This window comes from Streptomyces sp. NBC_00019 (assembly GCF_045041015.1).
Classification (GTDB): Bacteria; Actinomycetota; Actinomycetes; order Streptomycetales; family Streptomycetaceae; genus Streptomyces.
Window position 1 is genome coordinate 8,186,793 of sequence record NZ_CP108302.1, and the last position, 15,406, is coordinate 8,202,198.

Consider the following 15,406-nt stretch of genomic DNA (forward strand, 5'->3'; position numbering starts at 1 on the left):
TCAAGGGAGTTCTCCAGAACCGCGGGATCAGGTGGTGGGGACGAGGCGCCACTGCTGGCAGGTGTTGTTCAGCCAGGTCCACTGGCGTACGTCGGCGCCGTTCGCGGCGGAGCAGTCGGCCACGTCGGCGACCTTGCCGGTGGACTCGTTGACGATCCGGACGTAGTCGCCGGCGGCGGTGAACACGAGTCGGAAGCGCTGGCACTTGTTGTTCAGCCACGACCACTGCCGGATGTCCGCGCCGTCCGCACCCGAGCAGTCGGCGACATCGGCGATCTTCCCGGTGGCCACGTTGACCAGCCGGTTGGTGTCGTCGCCCAGGTCCTCGAGCTTCCACTTCTGGTTGGTCCCGCCGTTGCAGGTCCACTGGAAGATGTTGGTCCCGTCGGCGGTGGCGCCGCCGTTCACGTCCAGGCACTTGCCGCTGTTGCGGTTCACGAGGGTGTACGACGTCGGGGTCGCCGCCGTCTCCCCGGAAGGGCCGGGCAGGGTGGTGCCGAGGGCGACGGGGGTGCCGAAGTTCGGGGTGCCGTCGGCGTTCCAGGTGAACTTCTGGGCGCGGGTGGTGCGTCCGTTGCCGCAGCCGTCGGACGAGGACGAGTTGGCGTGGTAGACGATCCAGTTCTCGGTGCCGTCGGGCGAGGTGAAGAAGCCGTTGTGGCCGGGCCCGTACACGCCGCCCGTGTCACTGCGCTGGAAGACCGGCGTCTGCTTCTTGGTCCAGGAGGCGGGGCTGAGCGGGTCGGAGCCCGTCAACTCCAGCTGGCCGAGCTTGTAGTCGGCGGTCTGGCAGGAACTCGCGGAGTACGTCAGGAAGGTGCGGCCGTTGCGGTACAGCGGCTCCGGCCCCTCGTTGACGGGGCTGCCGGACCGCTCCCAGTCCAGGGTCGGGCTGGAGATGACGGTGAAGGTGTTGCCGGCGAGGGTGTACGGATTGCTCATCGGCGCGATGACCAGGCTCTGCGTACTGCCGTTGATGAACCCGCTGCCGATCAGATACAGCTTGTCATTGGCCTTGAGCACACTCGCGTCGATCAGCCAGCCGCCCGGCGTGAGATTGGAGCCGGTCAGCGACCCCTTGTAGGTGTACGTCCCCATCGGATCGGTGCCGGAGCTCTCCAGCACATGCGTGCGCTGCGAGTCGCAGCAGGCGACACCGCTCTGGCCGGCCGAGTAGTACAGGTACCAGTGGCCGTCGAGGAAATGCAGCTCCGGCGCCCAGATGTTGGTGTTGCGCGTCGACGTGGTGTCCGACCACACCTGCACATTGGGCGCGGTGGCCAGGCCCGCCAGCGTCGGCGACTTACGGATGCCGAGGATGCCGGTGAACGTCGTGGTGACCAGGTAGTAGTTGCCGTCGTAGTACTCCAGCCAGGGATCGGCGCCCTTGGACGACTTCAGTGGATTGGTGTACGGGCGACCGTCCGCCGCCGACGCCGGCTGGGTAGCCGACACCAGTGCGAGCAGGAGGGTCAGCACACAGAGCAGCAGAGGTCTGCGGCGTTTCCCGAGGCGAGTCCGAACCATACGAGACCGTCCCTGTCCGTAATTTCGAACGTAGTTCGTTATGTCGGTCAGAAGATAGGAGTGGGGCATGCCCCAGTCAACGCTTTCGTCACAGAAGCCTTCTGTGGTCCCCGCGATCGCCCGGGCGGAGTTGCGGGGCAGACGGCGGTGTGTGCATCTTGATCGCCGACGGTGTCGCGTGGGCGCCGACGGGGAGGGGCAGAGTTGAGTCCGGTCGTGTTCGGGGCCGCGGCCTCACGGCCCTGCACGCTCGTCGTGTGCCGGGGCTGCTGCTGCGGCAGCGCGAGCAAGTATCCCGACGTCGACCATCAGTGGCAGCTCGACCGGTTGAAGGCCGCCGCCGCGGAGTCCGGCGGCCGTCTCGCCGTCCGTACGACCGACTGCCTCGGCCCGTGCGACCAGGCGAACGTCCTCGTGGTCCAGCCCTCGGGAGAGGGGCGCCGCCGCGGTGGCCGCGCCACCTGGGTCGGCTGGTCCGGCGATGACGACTGCACGGACGACGTCCTGACCTGGGCCGCGGCAGGCGGGCCGGGCCTGGCGGAGCCCCCGGCCACGCTCACGCTCCAGTTCATACGACCGCCCCGCCCCGAAGTCCGACGAGCCCGCCGCTGACCTCGCCCCGGCAGGGCGGGTCGCGGGCCCGCGGGTGCTTCCGAACTCCGCGCTCAGGGCGCCGGGTTCACCTCGGCCAGTGGCTCCAGGACCGGGTTGGCCAGGTGCTGGAAGATGATCGAGGTCCGGAAGCTGACGATCTCGCGCCGCTCGGTGAACCGTTCGAGCAGGAACGCGTGCAGACGCTCGATGTCCGGGGCCGTGACGTGGACCAGGAAGTCGTCGCTGCCCGCCATGGTGTACACGGACAGCACCTCCGGCAGCCGGGACACCGACTGTTCGAACGCCGCCACCACTTCCCGGTTCAACGGCCGCACCTGCGCCGACACCATGGCCTGCACACCGCGGTTGAGCGCCGGCAGCGCGACCCGTGCGTGATAGCCCCGGATCACCCCGCGCCGTCTCAGCAGCCGGATCCGCTCCAGACAGGTGGACGGGGCGATGCCCACCTTCTGCGCGATGGCACGGTTCGATTGCCGCGCATCCTCCTGAAGATGCCGCAGGATCGCCGTATCAAGTTCGTCCACGATCGCCTCCTCATGCCCGATTCCGAAGGAAGTTCGGCATGTTCCCCATGAGACGGAACATGAACCTAGCGTCCGGGCCATGACACAGACACTCGAACACGAAGAGGTGCAGATCCGTCGTGGGCCCCGCTCGGGGCTCCCCTTGATCGTCGCGATCCACTCCCGCGCCCTCGGTCCCGCCGTCGGCGGCTGCCGGATGCGGCGCTACGACAGCTGGCGCGACGGACTCGCGGACGCCCTGCGGCTGTCCGAGGCGATGACGTTCAAGTGCGCCGTGTCCGGGCTGGACTTCGGCGGTGGCAAGAGCGTGGTCGTGCTCGACGGGGGCGAACGCGCGGAGCCCGCCCCGGAGTTGCGTGCGGCCGCGCTGGCCGACCTGGGCGAGTTCATCGCGTCCTTCGACGGGACGTACCGCGCGGGGCCCGATGTCGGCACCTCGCCCACGGACATGGTCGCCCTGCGTGGCTCGACGCCGTACGTCTACTGCCTGCCCGAGGAGCACGGCGGCACCGGTGACTCCGGTGTCCCCACGGCGATCGGGGTGCTGGCCGCCCTGCGCGCGGGCGCGGAGCACGTGTTCGGTGCCGCGTCGTTCGCCGACCGCACGGTCGTGGTGAGCGGGTTCGGTTCCGTGGGGAGCCGGGTCGCGGCGGGTCTCGCGGCGGACGGCGCCCGCGTGCTCGTCTCCGACGTGGACGGCACCAAACGGGACGCCGCCCGTCGGTCGGGGTTCGGGTGGGTGGAGCCCGGTGACGTGCTCGGCACGGCGGCGGATGTCCTGGTCCCGGCGGCCGTCGGGGGAGTCCTCGCCCCGGAGACGGCCGCCCGGCTCGACGTACGGCTGGTCGTGGGCCCCGCCAACAACCAGCTCACCGACGACACCGTCGCCGACGCCCTCGCGGCCCGCGGCATCGTGTGGGTGCCGGACTTCGTCGCGAGTGCGGGCGGGGTCGTGTACACCCTCGGCCGGGAGAGCGACGGCCTGGATCACGACGCCGCCGTACGACGGGTGGAGGGGATCGCCGACACCGTACGACTGCTCCTGAAGGGCGAGAATCCACTGCGGGAGGCGAAGGCGCTCGCCGCCCGCCGGATCCTGACGGCGAAGCCGCCGGCCTGACCTCGCCCGACCGCTGGGGCGCCACCGAGTACGGGTTCTTCGGCCCCCCACAGGTCGGCCGCGGGGCGTCAGGCCCGGCCGACGAGGGGCAGCCGGCGGGCGCGAGCGGCGGGACCCCGGTCGGATTCGGCGTCGAGTCGACGCTGTTCCTGCGCACCGTCCTCGTAGGATTTCCCGCCCGACCTCGCGTACCGACAGGAGCACCCCTGCGTGTCATCGTCTTCGGAGCGTCCGGCATGGTCGGACAGGGCGTCCTGCACGCCTGCCTCCGCGAACCGGACGTCACCGAGGTCCTGGCCGTCGTCCGTACCCCGCTGGCCGTCGAGGACCCCAGGCTCCGGCAGCTCGTCCACGCCGACTTCACCGACTACACCGCGATCCAGGGCGAGTTGGAGAACCTCGACGCCTGCTTCTTCTGCCTGGGCGTCACCTCGGTCGGCCGCGGCGAGGCGGAGTACACCAGGATCACCCACGACTGCACCCTGGCCGCCGCCCGGGCGGTGAGCGCCGGAAATCCGGACCTGACCTTCACCTACGTGTCGGGCGAGGGCACCGACAGCACCGAGCGGGGCCGTCTGATGTGGGCCCGGGTGAAGGGCCGTACCGAGAACGAGCTGCTGGCCATGCCGTTCGACGCCTACATGTTCCGGCCCGGCTTCATCCAGCCCCGCAACGGGGCCGTCGCCCGGGTGACCGTCTACCGCCTGCTGTACGGGCTCACGGGATGGCTCTATCCGGTGCTGCGCCGTCTGACACCGAAGCACGTGACCACGACCGAGCATCTGGGTCGCGCGATGATCGCGGTGACCCGGCTGAAGGGGCAGGGGCCGACCGTGCTGCACAGCCCAGACATCAACCGCCTGGGCGCCGAGCCGAATTGACGTGCGCGAGGGGCCGCCGCCGAAGTACGGTCCGTCCGTGGATCACGATGACGGCTACTTCGCAGAGCACATCGCGGCGACCTACGACGACCCCGCCTCGGACATGTTCCAGCCGGACACCATCGCCCCGGCGGTCACCCTCCTCGCGGAACTGGCCGGCGACGGCCGGGCGCTCGAACTCGGCGTCGGGACCGGCCGTATCGCGCTCCCCCTGGCCGCGCGCGGCGTAGCGGTGCACGGCATCGACCTGTCCCGCGCGATGGTCGCCCGGCTGCGCGCCAAGCCCGGCGGCGACGCGATCGGGGTGTCGATCGGCGACTTCGCGACGACGAAGGTGGACGGCGCCTTCTCCGTCGCCTACCTGGTCTTCAACACGATCATGAACCTGACGACGCAGGAGGAGCAGGTGGCGTGCTTCCGTAACGTCGCCACCCATCTGGCGCCCGGGGGCACCTTCGTCATCGAGGTCATGGTCCCCGAGCTGCGGAAACTGCCGCCCGGGCAGAACACCGTGCCGTTCCATGTCGGGTCGCAGCGACTGGGGTTCGACACCTACGACGTGGCCACGCAGCGGATGAGCTCGCACCATGTGAGCGTCGTCGACGGGCGCGGGACGTACCACGAGATCCCCTTCCGCTACGTCTGGCCCGCCGAACTCGACCTCATGGCACAGCTCGCCGGACTGCGGCTGCGCGAACGCTGGGAAGGGTGGACGAGGGACCCGTTCACCAGCGACAGCACAGGCCATGTTTCCGTATGGGAGAAACCCGCGGACTGACCGCGGCGAACCCACCGGAACGAAAGGCCCGACGTGCGACTCCACACCCGTGAATGGGGCACCGGCGACAGAACCGCCCTGCTCGTGCACGGCATCATGTCCGACTCCCGCACCTGGCGCCGCGTCGGCCCGGCGCTCGCCGAGTACGGCTACCGGGTCATCGCGGTCGACCTGCGCGGCCACGGCCTCTCGCCACGCGGCGAGTACAGCCCGCTGCACTTCGCCGACGACCTCGTCGACACGCTGCCGACGGGGGCCGAACTGGCCGTCGGGCACTCCCTCGGCGGGCTGAGCCTCTCCCTGGCCGTGGAGCGGCTACGCCCTCTGCGGGCGGTCTACTCGGATCCGGCCTGGTCGACCCGGGACCCTGAACAGCCCCTGGACCCCGAGGCGTTCGCGTCCGCCAAGAACCTCACCCGCGAGCACATAGCGCGGTTCAACCCGCACTGGGCGGCCGAGGACGTCGACGTGGAAGCGGCCACGCTGGCGGACTGGGACGCGGACACCTCGTACTTCCTCGACGGCCGCCCGCTCACCGGCTTCGTCCCCGACCGCCCGGCCGTGCCCTCCCTGGTCCAGCTCGCCGACCCCAGCCACCTGGTCGGCGCCGACGACGTGGTGCGGCTGCGGGCGAGCGGTTTCGAGGTCCGTACGGTGACCGGCGCCGGGCACACCATTCACCGTGACGACTTCGACGGGTTCATGAAGTCCCTCGACGGCTGGATCTGACGGTCACACGGACACCGCGGTGTCCCAGTCGAGGAGCCGGGGGAGGTCCTCCTCCCGCGGCCGGGGGACGGTACTGCCCCGGCCCCCGCGGGACAGGCTCCCGCTGACCACCGTGTTGTGCTCCACGCGCGGGCGGCGCAGCGCCTCGTACAGGGCGAGCCCGGTGTCGGTGTCCGGGGTGTCGCGCAGGGACTTGGCGAGCACGACGGCGTCCTCCAGGGCCATCGAGGCGCCCTGCCCGGTCGCGGGGGAGGCCGCGTGGGCCGCGTCGCCGACGAGCAGGGTCCGTGCGGAGCGCCAGGGGGTGCCCGGGGGTATCTCGGTGGCGTTGGTGACCAGTACGTCCTCGGTCCCGGTGGTGGCCGCCACGATGTCCGCGGCGGGGCCGGTGTCCTGGCGCAGCAGCGACACCAGCGGGTCGCGCCATCCGCCGCGCGTCAGCTCCTCGGCGGTCAGTGGGTCGTCGGTCACGCGGGCGAACCAGTACGTCTCCCCGCCGGGTGACACCGTGTACCCGAAGGCGGCCTCGCTGCATCGGACCATGGTGAACTGCTCGCCCTCGCCCGGCGGTCGGGCGTCGCGCGTGTAGCCGTAGAAGACGCGCTGGGCGGCGTAGACGGGGCGCGCGTCGGGCGCTATGGCCTTGCGGACGGTGGAGTTGAGGCCGTCGGCGCCGATGAGGAGGTCGCCCGTCGCACTGCTGCCGTCGGTGAAGCGGGCGGTGACGCCGTCGGGGCCCTCCTCGACGGAGGCGAGCCGTGCGCCGTGCCTGATGGGGACACCCCGGCGGGAAGCCTCCTTCTGCAGCGCCGAGTTGAGGTCGCCGCGGCGCAGGCAGCGGAACCGCAGGAGCGGGTCGTCCGCCTCGCCGAGCGGGCCCTGGGCCACCTTGGCGCCCGTCGCGTCGAGCAGCCGCATCGAGCGCAGCGGGAAGCCGATCGCGGTGACCGCGTCGGTGGCGTCGATCTGCGCGAGCGCCCGCATGCCGTTGCTGGCCAGGGTGAGGAACGCGCCCAGATCCTCCGCCGAGTCGGGATGCGCCTCGTGCACTTCGACGTCGAAGCCCGCCTTGTGCAGGGCGAGCGCCGTCGCCGTACCGCCTGTTCCACCGCCGATGACCAGGATGCGCGCCATGCCACGACCGTACACGCCGAGGTCAACTGAACGTCGGAGCATGGGTGTTGAGAGGGTCACCCGCTGAAGACCACCTCCGCGGTGGCGTGCCGCTCCTCCCGGTGGGTGGCGATCCGCAGTTCGGCACGGTCGTCGCCGGGGGTGCCGCAGGCCGCCAGGTGCTCGCCCGCGAACACCGGCCGGTGGAGCCGGTACGACAGGGAGCGCACCCGGCGGGCCGGGGCGTTGCGGCGGGGCAGCTCGAGCATGAGGAGGGCCAGCAGCGGGCCGTGGACGACGAGACCCGGGTAGCCCTCCTCGTGGCGGCAGTAGGGGGCGTCCTCACGATCGCCCTGAGCTGCTTGAGATCCAACGGGGCCCGCCCTTCGCCCCTGGCCTCCGCCCCGGCCGCGTGGCCATCCGCGGCGCGCAGCCGGCAAGAAGCTGGAGGTCCCCGTGAAGCGGCTGCTCCAGGGCGCCCCGGCGGAACAGGTCGCCAACCCCGCCACGGTGGACGCCCCCGAACTCATCGAGTACTACGCCCGCCTGGGCGAGGAGCGACGCAACGGCAGGGCAGGCGCGTGAGAACGGTGCTTGCCGTCGCCCTGCGCCGAAGCGAGTCGACCCCGCCCCGCCCAGGGCGGGGTCAGCTCTCGCCGAACGCCCCGAGAATCCGCTCCGCGGCCAGCGTCGCCGTCAACTCGCCCTTTCTGACCTGCTGTTCGAGTCGGGGTGCCAGCGCGCGTACCGCGGGATCGGCGTGGAGCCGGCCGAGGAGTTCGTCGCGGACCATGCTCCATGTCCAGTCGACCTGCTGGTCACGGCGCTTGGCGGCGAGCCGCCCGGTCGAGTCCAGCAGAGTGCGGTGCTGCTCGAGCCGCTCCCACACGGTGTCCAGGCCCGACGACTCCCGCGCGCTGCAACTCAGCACCGGCGGCGTCCAGAACGCGTCCTTGCCGTGCATCAGCCGCAGCGCACCCGCCAACTCCCGTGCCGCGGCCTGCGCGTCCCGCAGGTGCGGGCCGTCCGCCTTGTTGACGGCGATCACGTCGGCCAGCTCCAGGACGCCCTTCTTGATGCCCTGGAGCTGGTCGCCGGTACGGGCGAGGGACAGGAGCAGGAAGGAGTCGACCATGTTCGCCACGGCGGTCTCGGACTGGCCGACACCGACCGTCTCGACCAGGATCACGTCGTAGCCGGCCGCCTCCATCACGACCATCGACTCACGGGTCGCCTTGGCGACGCCGCCGAGCGTGCCCGCGCTGGGGGAGGGGCGCACGAACGCCGCCGGGTCCACGGCGAGGCGTTCCATCCGGGTCTTGTCGCCCAGGATGGAGCCGCCCGTACGACTCGACGACGGGTCGACGGCGAGGACGGCGACCCGATGGCCCAGACCGGTGAGCAGGGTGCCGAACGCGTCGATGAACGTCGACTTGCCCACCCCCGGCACCCCGCTGATCCCGATCCGCCGGGCCCGGCCGCTGTGCGGGAGCAGCTCGGTGAGCAACTCCTGTGCCAGCGCCCGGTGCCGGGGCCGGGTCGACTCGACGAGCGTGATGGCGCGGGCGACGAGCGCACGTTTGCCGTCGAGCACACCCTTCACATACGCGTCGACATCGATCACAGGTCGTGCCCGAGGTCGTCCGACAGTCGCTTGACCAGGTCGTACGCCGCGTCCGGGATCACCGTCCCCGGCGGGAAGACGGCGGCCGCGCCCATCTCCAGGAGCGTCGGAACGTCCTGCGGCGGGATCACTCCGCCGACCACGATCATGATGTCCTCGCGCCCCTCCTCGGCCAGCTGCTCCTTGAGCGCCGGTACGAGGGTGAGATGGCCTGCGGCCAGCGAGGAGACGCCGACGATGTGCACGTCCGCCTCGACGGCCTGCCGGGCCACCTCGGCCGGCGTCTGGAACAGGGGGCCGACGTCGACGTCGAAGCCGAGGTCGGCGAAGGCGGTGGCGATGACCTTCTGGCCGCGGTCGTGGCCGTCCTGGCCCATCTTCGCGACCAGGATGCGCGGTCGGCGCCCCTCCTCCTCGGCGAAGTCGGACACGAGGGCGCGGGTGCGGTCCACGGACGGGGACTCGCCGGCTTCGTTGCGGTACACGCCGGAGATCGTACGGATCTGGCTCGCGTGCCGCCCGTACACCTTCTCCAGGGCGTCCGAGATCTCCCCGACGGTGGCCTTGGCGCGGGCCGCGTTCACCGCCAGCTCCAGCAGGTTGCCCTCACCGCCGGCGGCCCGGGTGAGCGCCTCCAGCGAGTCCTGGCACGCCTGCTCGTCGCGCTCCGCGCGCAGCCGGCGCAGCTTCTCGATCTGCTGGGTGCGCACCGAGGAGTTGTCGACCTTGAGGACGTCGATCTGCTCGTCGGTCTCGACGCGGTACTTGTTGACGCCGATCACCGGCTGGCGCCCGGAGTCGATACGGGCCTGCGTACGGGCCGCCGCCTCCTCGATGCGCAGCTTCGGGATGCCCGCGTCGATGGCCTTGGCCATGCCGCCGGCCGCCTCGACCTCCTGGATGTGCTGCCAGGCCCGACGCGCCAGGTCGTACGTCAGCTTCTCCACGTACGCGCTGCCGCCCCACGGGTCGATGACCCGGGTCGTGCCGGACTCCTGCTGGATGAGGAGCTGGGTGTTGCGGGCGATGCGTGCCGAGAAGTCGGTGGGCAGCGCGAGCGCCTCGTCGAGGGCGTTGGTGTGCAGCGACTGGGTGTGGCCCTGGGTGGCCGCCATCGCCTCGACACAGGTGCGCGTGACGTTGTTGAACACGTCCTGCGCGGTCAGCGACCAGCCCGAGGTCTGCGAATGGGTGCGCAGGGACAGCGACTTGGCGTTCTGCGGGTCGAACTGCTTCACCAGCTTCGCCCACAGCAGGCGGGCCGCGCGCAGCTTGGCGATCTCCATGAAGAAGTTCATGCCGATCGCCCAGAAGAACGAGAGCCGGGGCGCGAACGCGTCCACGTCCAGGCCGGCTTCACGGCCCGCCCGGATGTACTCCACACCGTCGGCGAGGGTGTACGCCAGCTCCAAGTCGGCCGTGGCGCCCGCCTCTTGGATGTGGTAGCCGGAGATGGAGATGGAGTTGTAGCGCGGCATCCGCTGCGAGGTGTACGCGAAGATGTCGGAGATGATCCGCATCGACGGCGTCGGCGGATAGATGTAGGTGTTGCGGACCATGAACTCCTTGAGGATGTCGTTCTGGATGGTCCCGGCCAGCTTCTCGGGCGGTACGCCCTGTTCCTCCGCCGCCACGATGTACAGCGCGAGCACCGGCAGCACGGCGCCGTTCATCGTCATCGACACGGTCATCTTGTCCAGCGGGATCCCGTCGAACAGCTGCCGCATGTCGTAGATCGAGTCGATGGCCACGCCCGCCATGCCGACGTCACCGGTCACCCGCGGATGGTCGCTGTCGTAACCGCGGTGCGTGGGCAGGTCGAAGGCGATCGACAGGCCCTTCTGGCCGGCCGCGAGGTTGCGCCGGTAGAAGGCGTTGGACTCCTCGGCGGTGGAGAAGCCCGCGTACTGGCGGATCGTCCAGGGCTGGTTGACGTACATCGTCGGGTAGGGGCCGCGCAGATACGGGGCCGCGCCCGGGTAGGTCGCCAGGAAGTCCAGGCCCTCCAGGTCCTGCCCGGTGTAGAGGGGCTTGACCGGGATGCCCTCCGGGGTCTCCCACAGCAGGTCGTCGCCGCCGGCCGCCTTCTTGAGCGCCGCCTGCCACTCGTCGGGGCCGCCGGCGGGGGCCGGGGCCCCCAGTTCGATCCCGGAGAAGTCGGGGACGGAGGGGGTGGTCATCAGGACACTCCCATGCGGTCGAGGGTGGCGGACAGGACGGCGACCGCGTCACAGCCCGCGAAGACGTACGAGTCGACACCGGCGTACTGCCCGGGCCGCCCCGCGAGGGACACATGCGAGGCACCGGCGGCCCTCAGCTCGGCCGCGACACTCTCGGCGCGCTCCTCGTACAGGGCGTCGCTGGAGCACAGACAGACCTCGCCGGCCCCGCTGTCCTCGAACGTGCCCTCGGTGACGGGCTCGACGCCGCCCGCCTGGAAGAGGTTGGCCGCGAAGGTGAGCCGCGCGGTGTGGGCGGCGGCCGGACCCAGGGCCGCCAGGAAGATCCTGGGCCGGGCGCCGGTCGCGGCCAGATGGGCGTCGGAGCGGGCGCGCAGCGCCTCGTACGCCTCGTCGCGCCGGACCCGGGGCAGGCCGCCGGACGGCGGCTCGGGCGCGGGCTCGCGCACGACGGGCTTCTCGCCCAGGTGCGGGAACTCGCTGACGCCGGTGATGGGTTCACGCCGCTTGGCGAGCTTGGCGCTGCGCGCGGCCCAGGTCCCGGCGAGCCGGTCGCGGAGCAGTCCGGAGCGCAGGGCGGCCGCCTGGCCGCCCGCCCGCTCGATCTCCTGGAAGAACTCCCAGCCCGCGTGGGCGAGTTCGTCGGTGAGCCGCTCCACGTACCAGGAGCCGCCCGCCGGGTCGATGACCCGGGCCAGGTGCGACTCCTCGATGAGGATCGTCGAGGTGTTGCGGGCGATGCGCCGCGCGAACGCGTCCGGCAGCCCGAGCGCGTCGTCGAAGGGCAGCACGGTGACGGACTCGGCGCCGCCCGCACCGGCGGCCAGCGTGGCGATGGTGGCGCGCAGCATGTTCACCCACGGGTCGCGGCGCGTCATCATCACCGGCGAGGTCACCGCGTGCTGGAGCTGCGCCCCCGCGCCCGGCGCCCCGCAGGCCTCGGCGACCCGGGCCCACAGCCGGCGCGCGGCCCGCAGCTTGGCGATCGTCAGGAACTGGTCGGCGGTCGCCGCGTACCGGAACTCCAGCTGTCCACAGGCCTGTTCGACACTCAGCCCGGCCTCGGTGAGGAGCCGCAGATACGCGACACCGGTCGCCAGCGAGGAGCCCAGCTCCTGCGCGGCCGAGCCGCCGGCCTCGTGGTACGGCAGCGCGTCCACGGTCAGCGCCCGCAGCCCCGGGTACTCCTCGGCGCACTGCCGGGCGAGAGCGGCCACCGGCGCGAAGTCCTGACGCTGCCCGGTACGGGCCTCGTGGCCGAGCGGGTCGGCGCCCAGATTGCCGCGCGCCGCGTCCTCGGCGACGCCCCGCTCCTCGTACAGCCGCAGCAACTCCCGTGCGGCGGGCTCGACTTCGGTGCCGGCGTCGAGGACGACAGGCGCCAGGTCGAGGTAGACGCCGTCGAGGACGCGGCCCAGCGACGCCACCGGGATGGCGTTCTCACCTACGCCCAGCCACAGCGAGCCGACGCCGTTCTCCAGGTCGGCCAGGACCGCGGGGCCGTCGGCCGTCGTGTGCCGCTGTCGTACGTCCCAGCCGCCGACCGTGTTCCCTTCGGCGCGTCCCGCGCGTACGAAGGGGGCGAAACCGGGAAGGCCCGGCTCGGGCGCGGCATCGAGCGCGGAGTACAGAGGCCGGGTGCGCAACCCGTCCTCCAGCGCGGTGGACAGGGCTTCCTCGGCCGCGGAGTCCTCGACGTCCTTGCCCGACTTGCGCAGGACACCCGCCACGAGGCGCTGCCACTGCTCGTGGGGAACGTCAGGGAACTCACCGGCCAGCTCAAGCCCGTCGTCAGGCAGGACCGTCATGCGTCGGATGCTAGGCCAGCAGGCTCCAGCCGGAGCAGAGGAACGCCTGTGACCTTTCCCTCGCGGTGACTGTGACGCCGCCCACCCGCCTGCTAGAGCCAGTCCCGGCGCTTGAAAATCACGTACAAACTGACGCAGACCACCCCCATCAAGCCGACCGCGAAGGGATAACCCCAGCCCCAGCTCAGTTCCGGCATGTGCTCGAAGTTCATGCCGTAGATCGTCCCGACGAGGGTCGGGGCGAACAGGATCGCCGCCCATGAGGAGATCTTCTTGATCTCCTCGTTCTGCTCGAACCCCGCCTCCGCCAGCGCCCGCATCTCCGCGTTCTGCTGCTGGGTGACCAGCGTCGCGTTCACCGTGAGGATCTCGGTGAGGGCCAGGCGGAAGCCGTCGACGCGTTCGCTGGTGTGGGTGACGTGGTCGGCGACGTCACGGAGGTAGCGCTGGAGCTCCTCGTCGGTGCCGTACTTGGAGAAGCCGGCCATCAGACCGTGCAGCATGCCGACCAGGGGGCGGGTGGCGCGCTGGAACTCGACCATTTCGCGGGAGAGTTCGTAGATACGGCGGGAGACTTCCGGGTCGCCGCGGAAGACCTCCGTCTCGATCTCGTCGACGTCGTTCTGGACCCCCGACACGACCGGCAGGTAGCCGTCCACCACCGCGTCGAGGATGGCGTACAGGATCGCCTCCGGGCCCAGCTTCAGCAGCTCCGGCGTCTCCTCCATACGGCGGCGCACCGCCGACAGGTCGGGTGCCGCGCCGTGCCGGACCGTGATGACGAAGTCGGGGCCGAGGAAGACATGCAGCTCGCCGAAGTCGACCTCCTCCGAGGCGTCCAGATAGCGGGCCGCGCTCAGGACGACGAAGAGCGTGTCGCCGTAGCGCTCCAGTTTGGGCCGCTGATGGGCCTCCATCGCGTCCTCGACCGACAGCGGGTGGAGGTCGAACTCGGCGGCCAGGGAGAGGAGTTCGGCCTCGGTGGGGCGGGCCAGGCCGATCCACGCCATGCCCGCGGGCTGCTCGCGCAGCTCACGGAAGGTGTCGGCGAGGGTCGCGGGGGAGGAGACCCGGACACCGTCCCGGTACAGGGCCGCCTGGACGATGCTCGCCTGCTCGGGTTCCGCCTCCGTCGCCCCGGCCCGCCGCGCCGGCTGCTGCTCCGGCGGGGGCGGTGAGGTCAGGGCACGGCGCCAGGGGGGCCTCCCCCGGCTCTTCGAGGTCGGACGGGTGCGTCGCTCGGGCATCGCGGCTGCCTCCCGGATCGGGCCGACGGCTGGGTGATCACGGGCAGGATATACGGGGCATACGGCATCGGCGTGTGCGTGCGGGGCGGGAAACGGTGTGAGTTGCGGACAGAAGGTGTCCGCAAGCCTCAGTAGCGTGGTCCCCATGACGAAGACGACGGCCCCCGTGCTCGACACCCGCGCCCTCAACCGCGCGACCCTCGACCGCCAGCTGCTGCTGCGCCGCGCGGACCTGCCCGCCAAGGCGGCCGTCGAGCATCTGCTCGGCCTCCAGGCCCAGAACGTCAAACCCCCGTACTACGCGCTCGCGGCCCGCCTCGACGGCTTCGCCCCCGAGGAACTGTCCGCCCTGATGGCCGACCGCGAGGTCGTCCGCATCGTCACCATGCGCTCCACCATCCACACCCACACCGCCGAGGACACCCGCACCCTGCGCCCGCTGGTGCAGGCCGCCCGTGACCGCGAACTCACGCAGTTCCGCAAGGGGCTCCAGGGCGTCGACCTCGACCACCTCGCCGTCCTCGCCCGCGACCTCGTCGAGGCCGAGCCCCGCACCATGAAGCAGCTGCGCGAGGAGCTGCTCACCGAGTGGCCGGACGCCGACCCGCAGGCCCTCGGGATCGCCGCCCGCTGCCGTCTCCCGCTCGTCCAGGTCACCCCGCGCGGACTGTGGGGCAAGAGCGGACAGGTCGCCCTGACCACCGCCGAGCACTGGCTGGGGCGCCCCGCCGAACCCGCCCCGGCACCGGACGCGACCGTGCTGCGCTACCTCGCCGCGTTCGGTCCCGCCTCCGTCAAGGACATGCAGACCTGGGCCGGACTGACCCGTCTGCGCGACGCCTTCGAGCGTCTGCGCCCGCAGCTGGTCACCTTCCGCGACGAGAACGGCGTCGAGCTCTTCGACCTCCCCGACGCACCCCGCCCCGCCGCCGACACCCCGGCCCCGCCCCGCTTCCTCCCCGAGTTCGACAACCTCCTGCTCTCCCACGCCGACCGCACCCGGGTGATCCCGCCCGAGTACTGGGGGCGCAGCTGGGTCGGGAACATGGCCTACAGCACCCTCCTCGTCGACGGCTTCCTCGCCGGGGTCTGGAAGCTGGAAGAGGACGCGCTGGTCGTCGAGCCCTTCGGCACGCTCACGAAGACGCAGCGGGACGAGGTCACCGAAGCAGGCGTGCGGATGCTGGCCGTCATGTACCCCGGGTCCTCGTACGACATCCGCTTCGGGACCGTCGTACGGGAGTCCTGAGGGACACCGGG

General features: G+C 71.3%; 15 protein-coding genes. 7 read left to right on the forward strand and 8 right to left on the reverse strand.

Annotation, left to right across the window (positions count from 1 at the left end):
- Nucleotides 1–27 precede the first annotated feature (27 nt).
- Nucleotides 28–1,527 carry a family 43 glycosylhydrolase gene (locus OHU89_RS38275; protein WP_405649525.1) on the reverse strand — a complete coding sequence of 500 codons (1,500 nt, stop codon included), beginning with the start codon at nt 1,525–1,527 and terminating at the stop codon, nt 28–30.
- Nucleotides 1,528–1,731: 204 nt separating this feature from the next.
- On the opposite strand from OHU89_RS38275, the gene OHU89_RS38280 reads away from it, so the two are divergent.
- On the forward strand, nt 1,732–2,139 hold the full coding sequence (locus OHU89_RS38280) for a (2Fe-2S) ferredoxin domain-containing protein (RefSeq protein ID WP_266886438.1): 408 nt from the start codon (nt 1,732–1,734) through the stop codon (nt 2,137–2,139).
- A 53-nt stretch (nt 2,140–2,192) separates the two neighbouring features.
- Here the strand turns inward: OHU89_RS38280 and OHU89_RS38285 are convergent, their stop codons facing one another.
- A complete protein-coding gene (locus tag OHU89_RS38285) occupies nt 2,193–2,666 on the reverse strand; it encodes an Lrp/AsnC family transcriptional regulator (protein ID WP_405649526.1) in 474 nt (157 codons plus the stop codon).
- Between the two features lie 79 nt (nt 2,667–2,745).
- On the opposite strand from OHU89_RS38285, the gene OHU89_RS38290 reads away from it, so the two are divergent.
- The 4 genes from OHU89_RS38290 (at nt 2,746) to OHU89_RS38305 (ending at nt 6,174) form a co-directional block, all read left to right on the forward strand.
- Complete coding sequence (locus tag OHU89_RS38290; RefSeq protein ID WP_405649527.1) at nt 2,746–3,786, forward strand: Glu/Leu/Phe/Val dehydrogenase dimerization domain-containing protein; 1,041 nt, start codon at nt 2,746–2,748, stop codon at nt 3,784–3,786.
- Nucleotides 3,787–4,001: 215 nt separating this feature from the next.
- Nucleotides 4,002–4,667, forward strand: coding sequence for an NAD-dependent epimerase/dehydratase family protein (locus tag OHU89_RS38295; RefSeq protein ID WP_405654823.1), 666 nt, complete (start codon nt 4,002–4,004; stop codon nt 4,665–4,667).
- Between the two features lie 37 nt (nt 4,668–4,704).
- Entirely contained in the window at nt 4,705–5,445 is a 741-nt protein-coding gene (locus tag OHU89_RS38300; RefSeq protein WP_405649528.1) for a class I SAM-dependent DNA methyltransferase, read from the forward strand.
- A gap of 33 nt (nt 5,446–5,478) precedes the next feature.
- On the forward strand, nt 5,479–6,174 hold the full coding sequence (locus OHU89_RS38305) for an alpha/beta fold hydrolase (RefSeq protein WP_405649529.1): 696 nt from the start codon (nt 5,479–5,481) through the stop codon (nt 6,172–6,174).
- Nucleotides 6,175–6,177: 3 nt separating this feature from the next.
- Here OHU89_RS38305 and OHU89_RS38310 read toward each other — a convergent pair whose 3' ends face one another.
- Nucleotides 6,178–7,308, reverse strand: coding sequence for an FAD-dependent monooxygenase (locus OHU89_RS38310; RefSeq protein ID WP_405649530.1), 1,131 nt, complete (start codon nt 7,306–7,308; stop codon nt 6,178–6,180).
- Nucleotides 7,309–7,364: 56 nt separating this feature from the next.
- Complete coding sequence (locus OHU89_RS38315) at nt 7,365–7,556, reverse strand: hypothetical protein (protein WP_405649531.1); 192 nt, start codon at nt 7,554–7,556, stop codon at nt 7,365–7,367.
- A 187-nt stretch (nt 7,557–7,743) separates the two neighbouring features.
- On the opposite strand from OHU89_RS38315, the gene OHU89_RS38320 reads away from it, so the two are divergent.
- On the forward strand, nt 7,744–7,872 hold the full coding sequence (locus OHU89_RS38320; protein WP_405649532.1) for a hypothetical protein: 129 nt from the start codon (nt 7,744–7,746) through the stop codon (nt 7,870–7,872).
- Between the two features lie 61 nt (nt 7,873–7,933).
- Here OHU89_RS38320 and meaB read toward each other — a convergent pair whose 3' ends face one another.
- The 4 genes from meaB to OHU89_RS38340 all read right to left on the reverse strand — a co-directional run bounded on the left by meaB (nt 7,934) and on the right by OHU89_RS38340 (nt 14,146).
- Nucleotides 7,934–8,911 (reverse strand): methylmalonyl Co-A mutase-associated GTPase MeaB, encoded by a 978-nt coding sequence (gene meaB / locus OHU89_RS38325; RefSeq protein ID WP_405649533.1) that lies wholly within the window; start codon nt 8,909–8,911, stop codon nt 7,934–7,936.
- Entirely contained in the window at nt 8,908–11,091 is a 2,184-nt protein-coding gene (gene scpA, locus OHU89_RS38330) for a methylmalonyl-CoA mutase (RefSeq protein ID WP_405649534.1), read from the reverse strand. Before scpA ends, meaB begins: the two co-directional genes overlap by 4 nt.
- On the reverse strand, nt 11,091–12,899 hold the full coding sequence (locus tag OHU89_RS38335) for a methylmalonyl-CoA mutase family protein (RefSeq protein ID WP_405649535.1): 1,809 nt from the start codon (nt 12,897–12,899) through the stop codon (nt 11,091–11,093). Before OHU89_RS38335 ends, scpA begins: the two co-directional genes overlap by 1 nt.
- 92 nt (nt 12,900–12,991) lie before the next feature.
- Nucleotides 12,992–14,146 (reverse strand): magnesium and cobalt transport protein CorA, encoded by a 1,155-nt coding sequence (locus tag OHU89_RS38340; protein WP_405649536.1) that lies wholly within the window; start codon nt 14,144–14,146, stop codon nt 12,992–12,994.
- A gap of 145 nt (nt 14,147–14,291) precedes the next feature.
- Between OHU89_RS38340 and OHU89_RS38345 the strand changes: the two genes are divergently transcribed.
- Complete coding sequence (locus tag OHU89_RS38345; protein ID WP_405649537.1) at nt 14,292–15,395, forward strand: winged helix DNA-binding domain-containing protein; 1,104 nt, start codon at nt 14,292–14,294, stop codon at nt 15,393–15,395.
- Nucleotides 15,396–15,406: the final 11 nt, after the last annotated feature.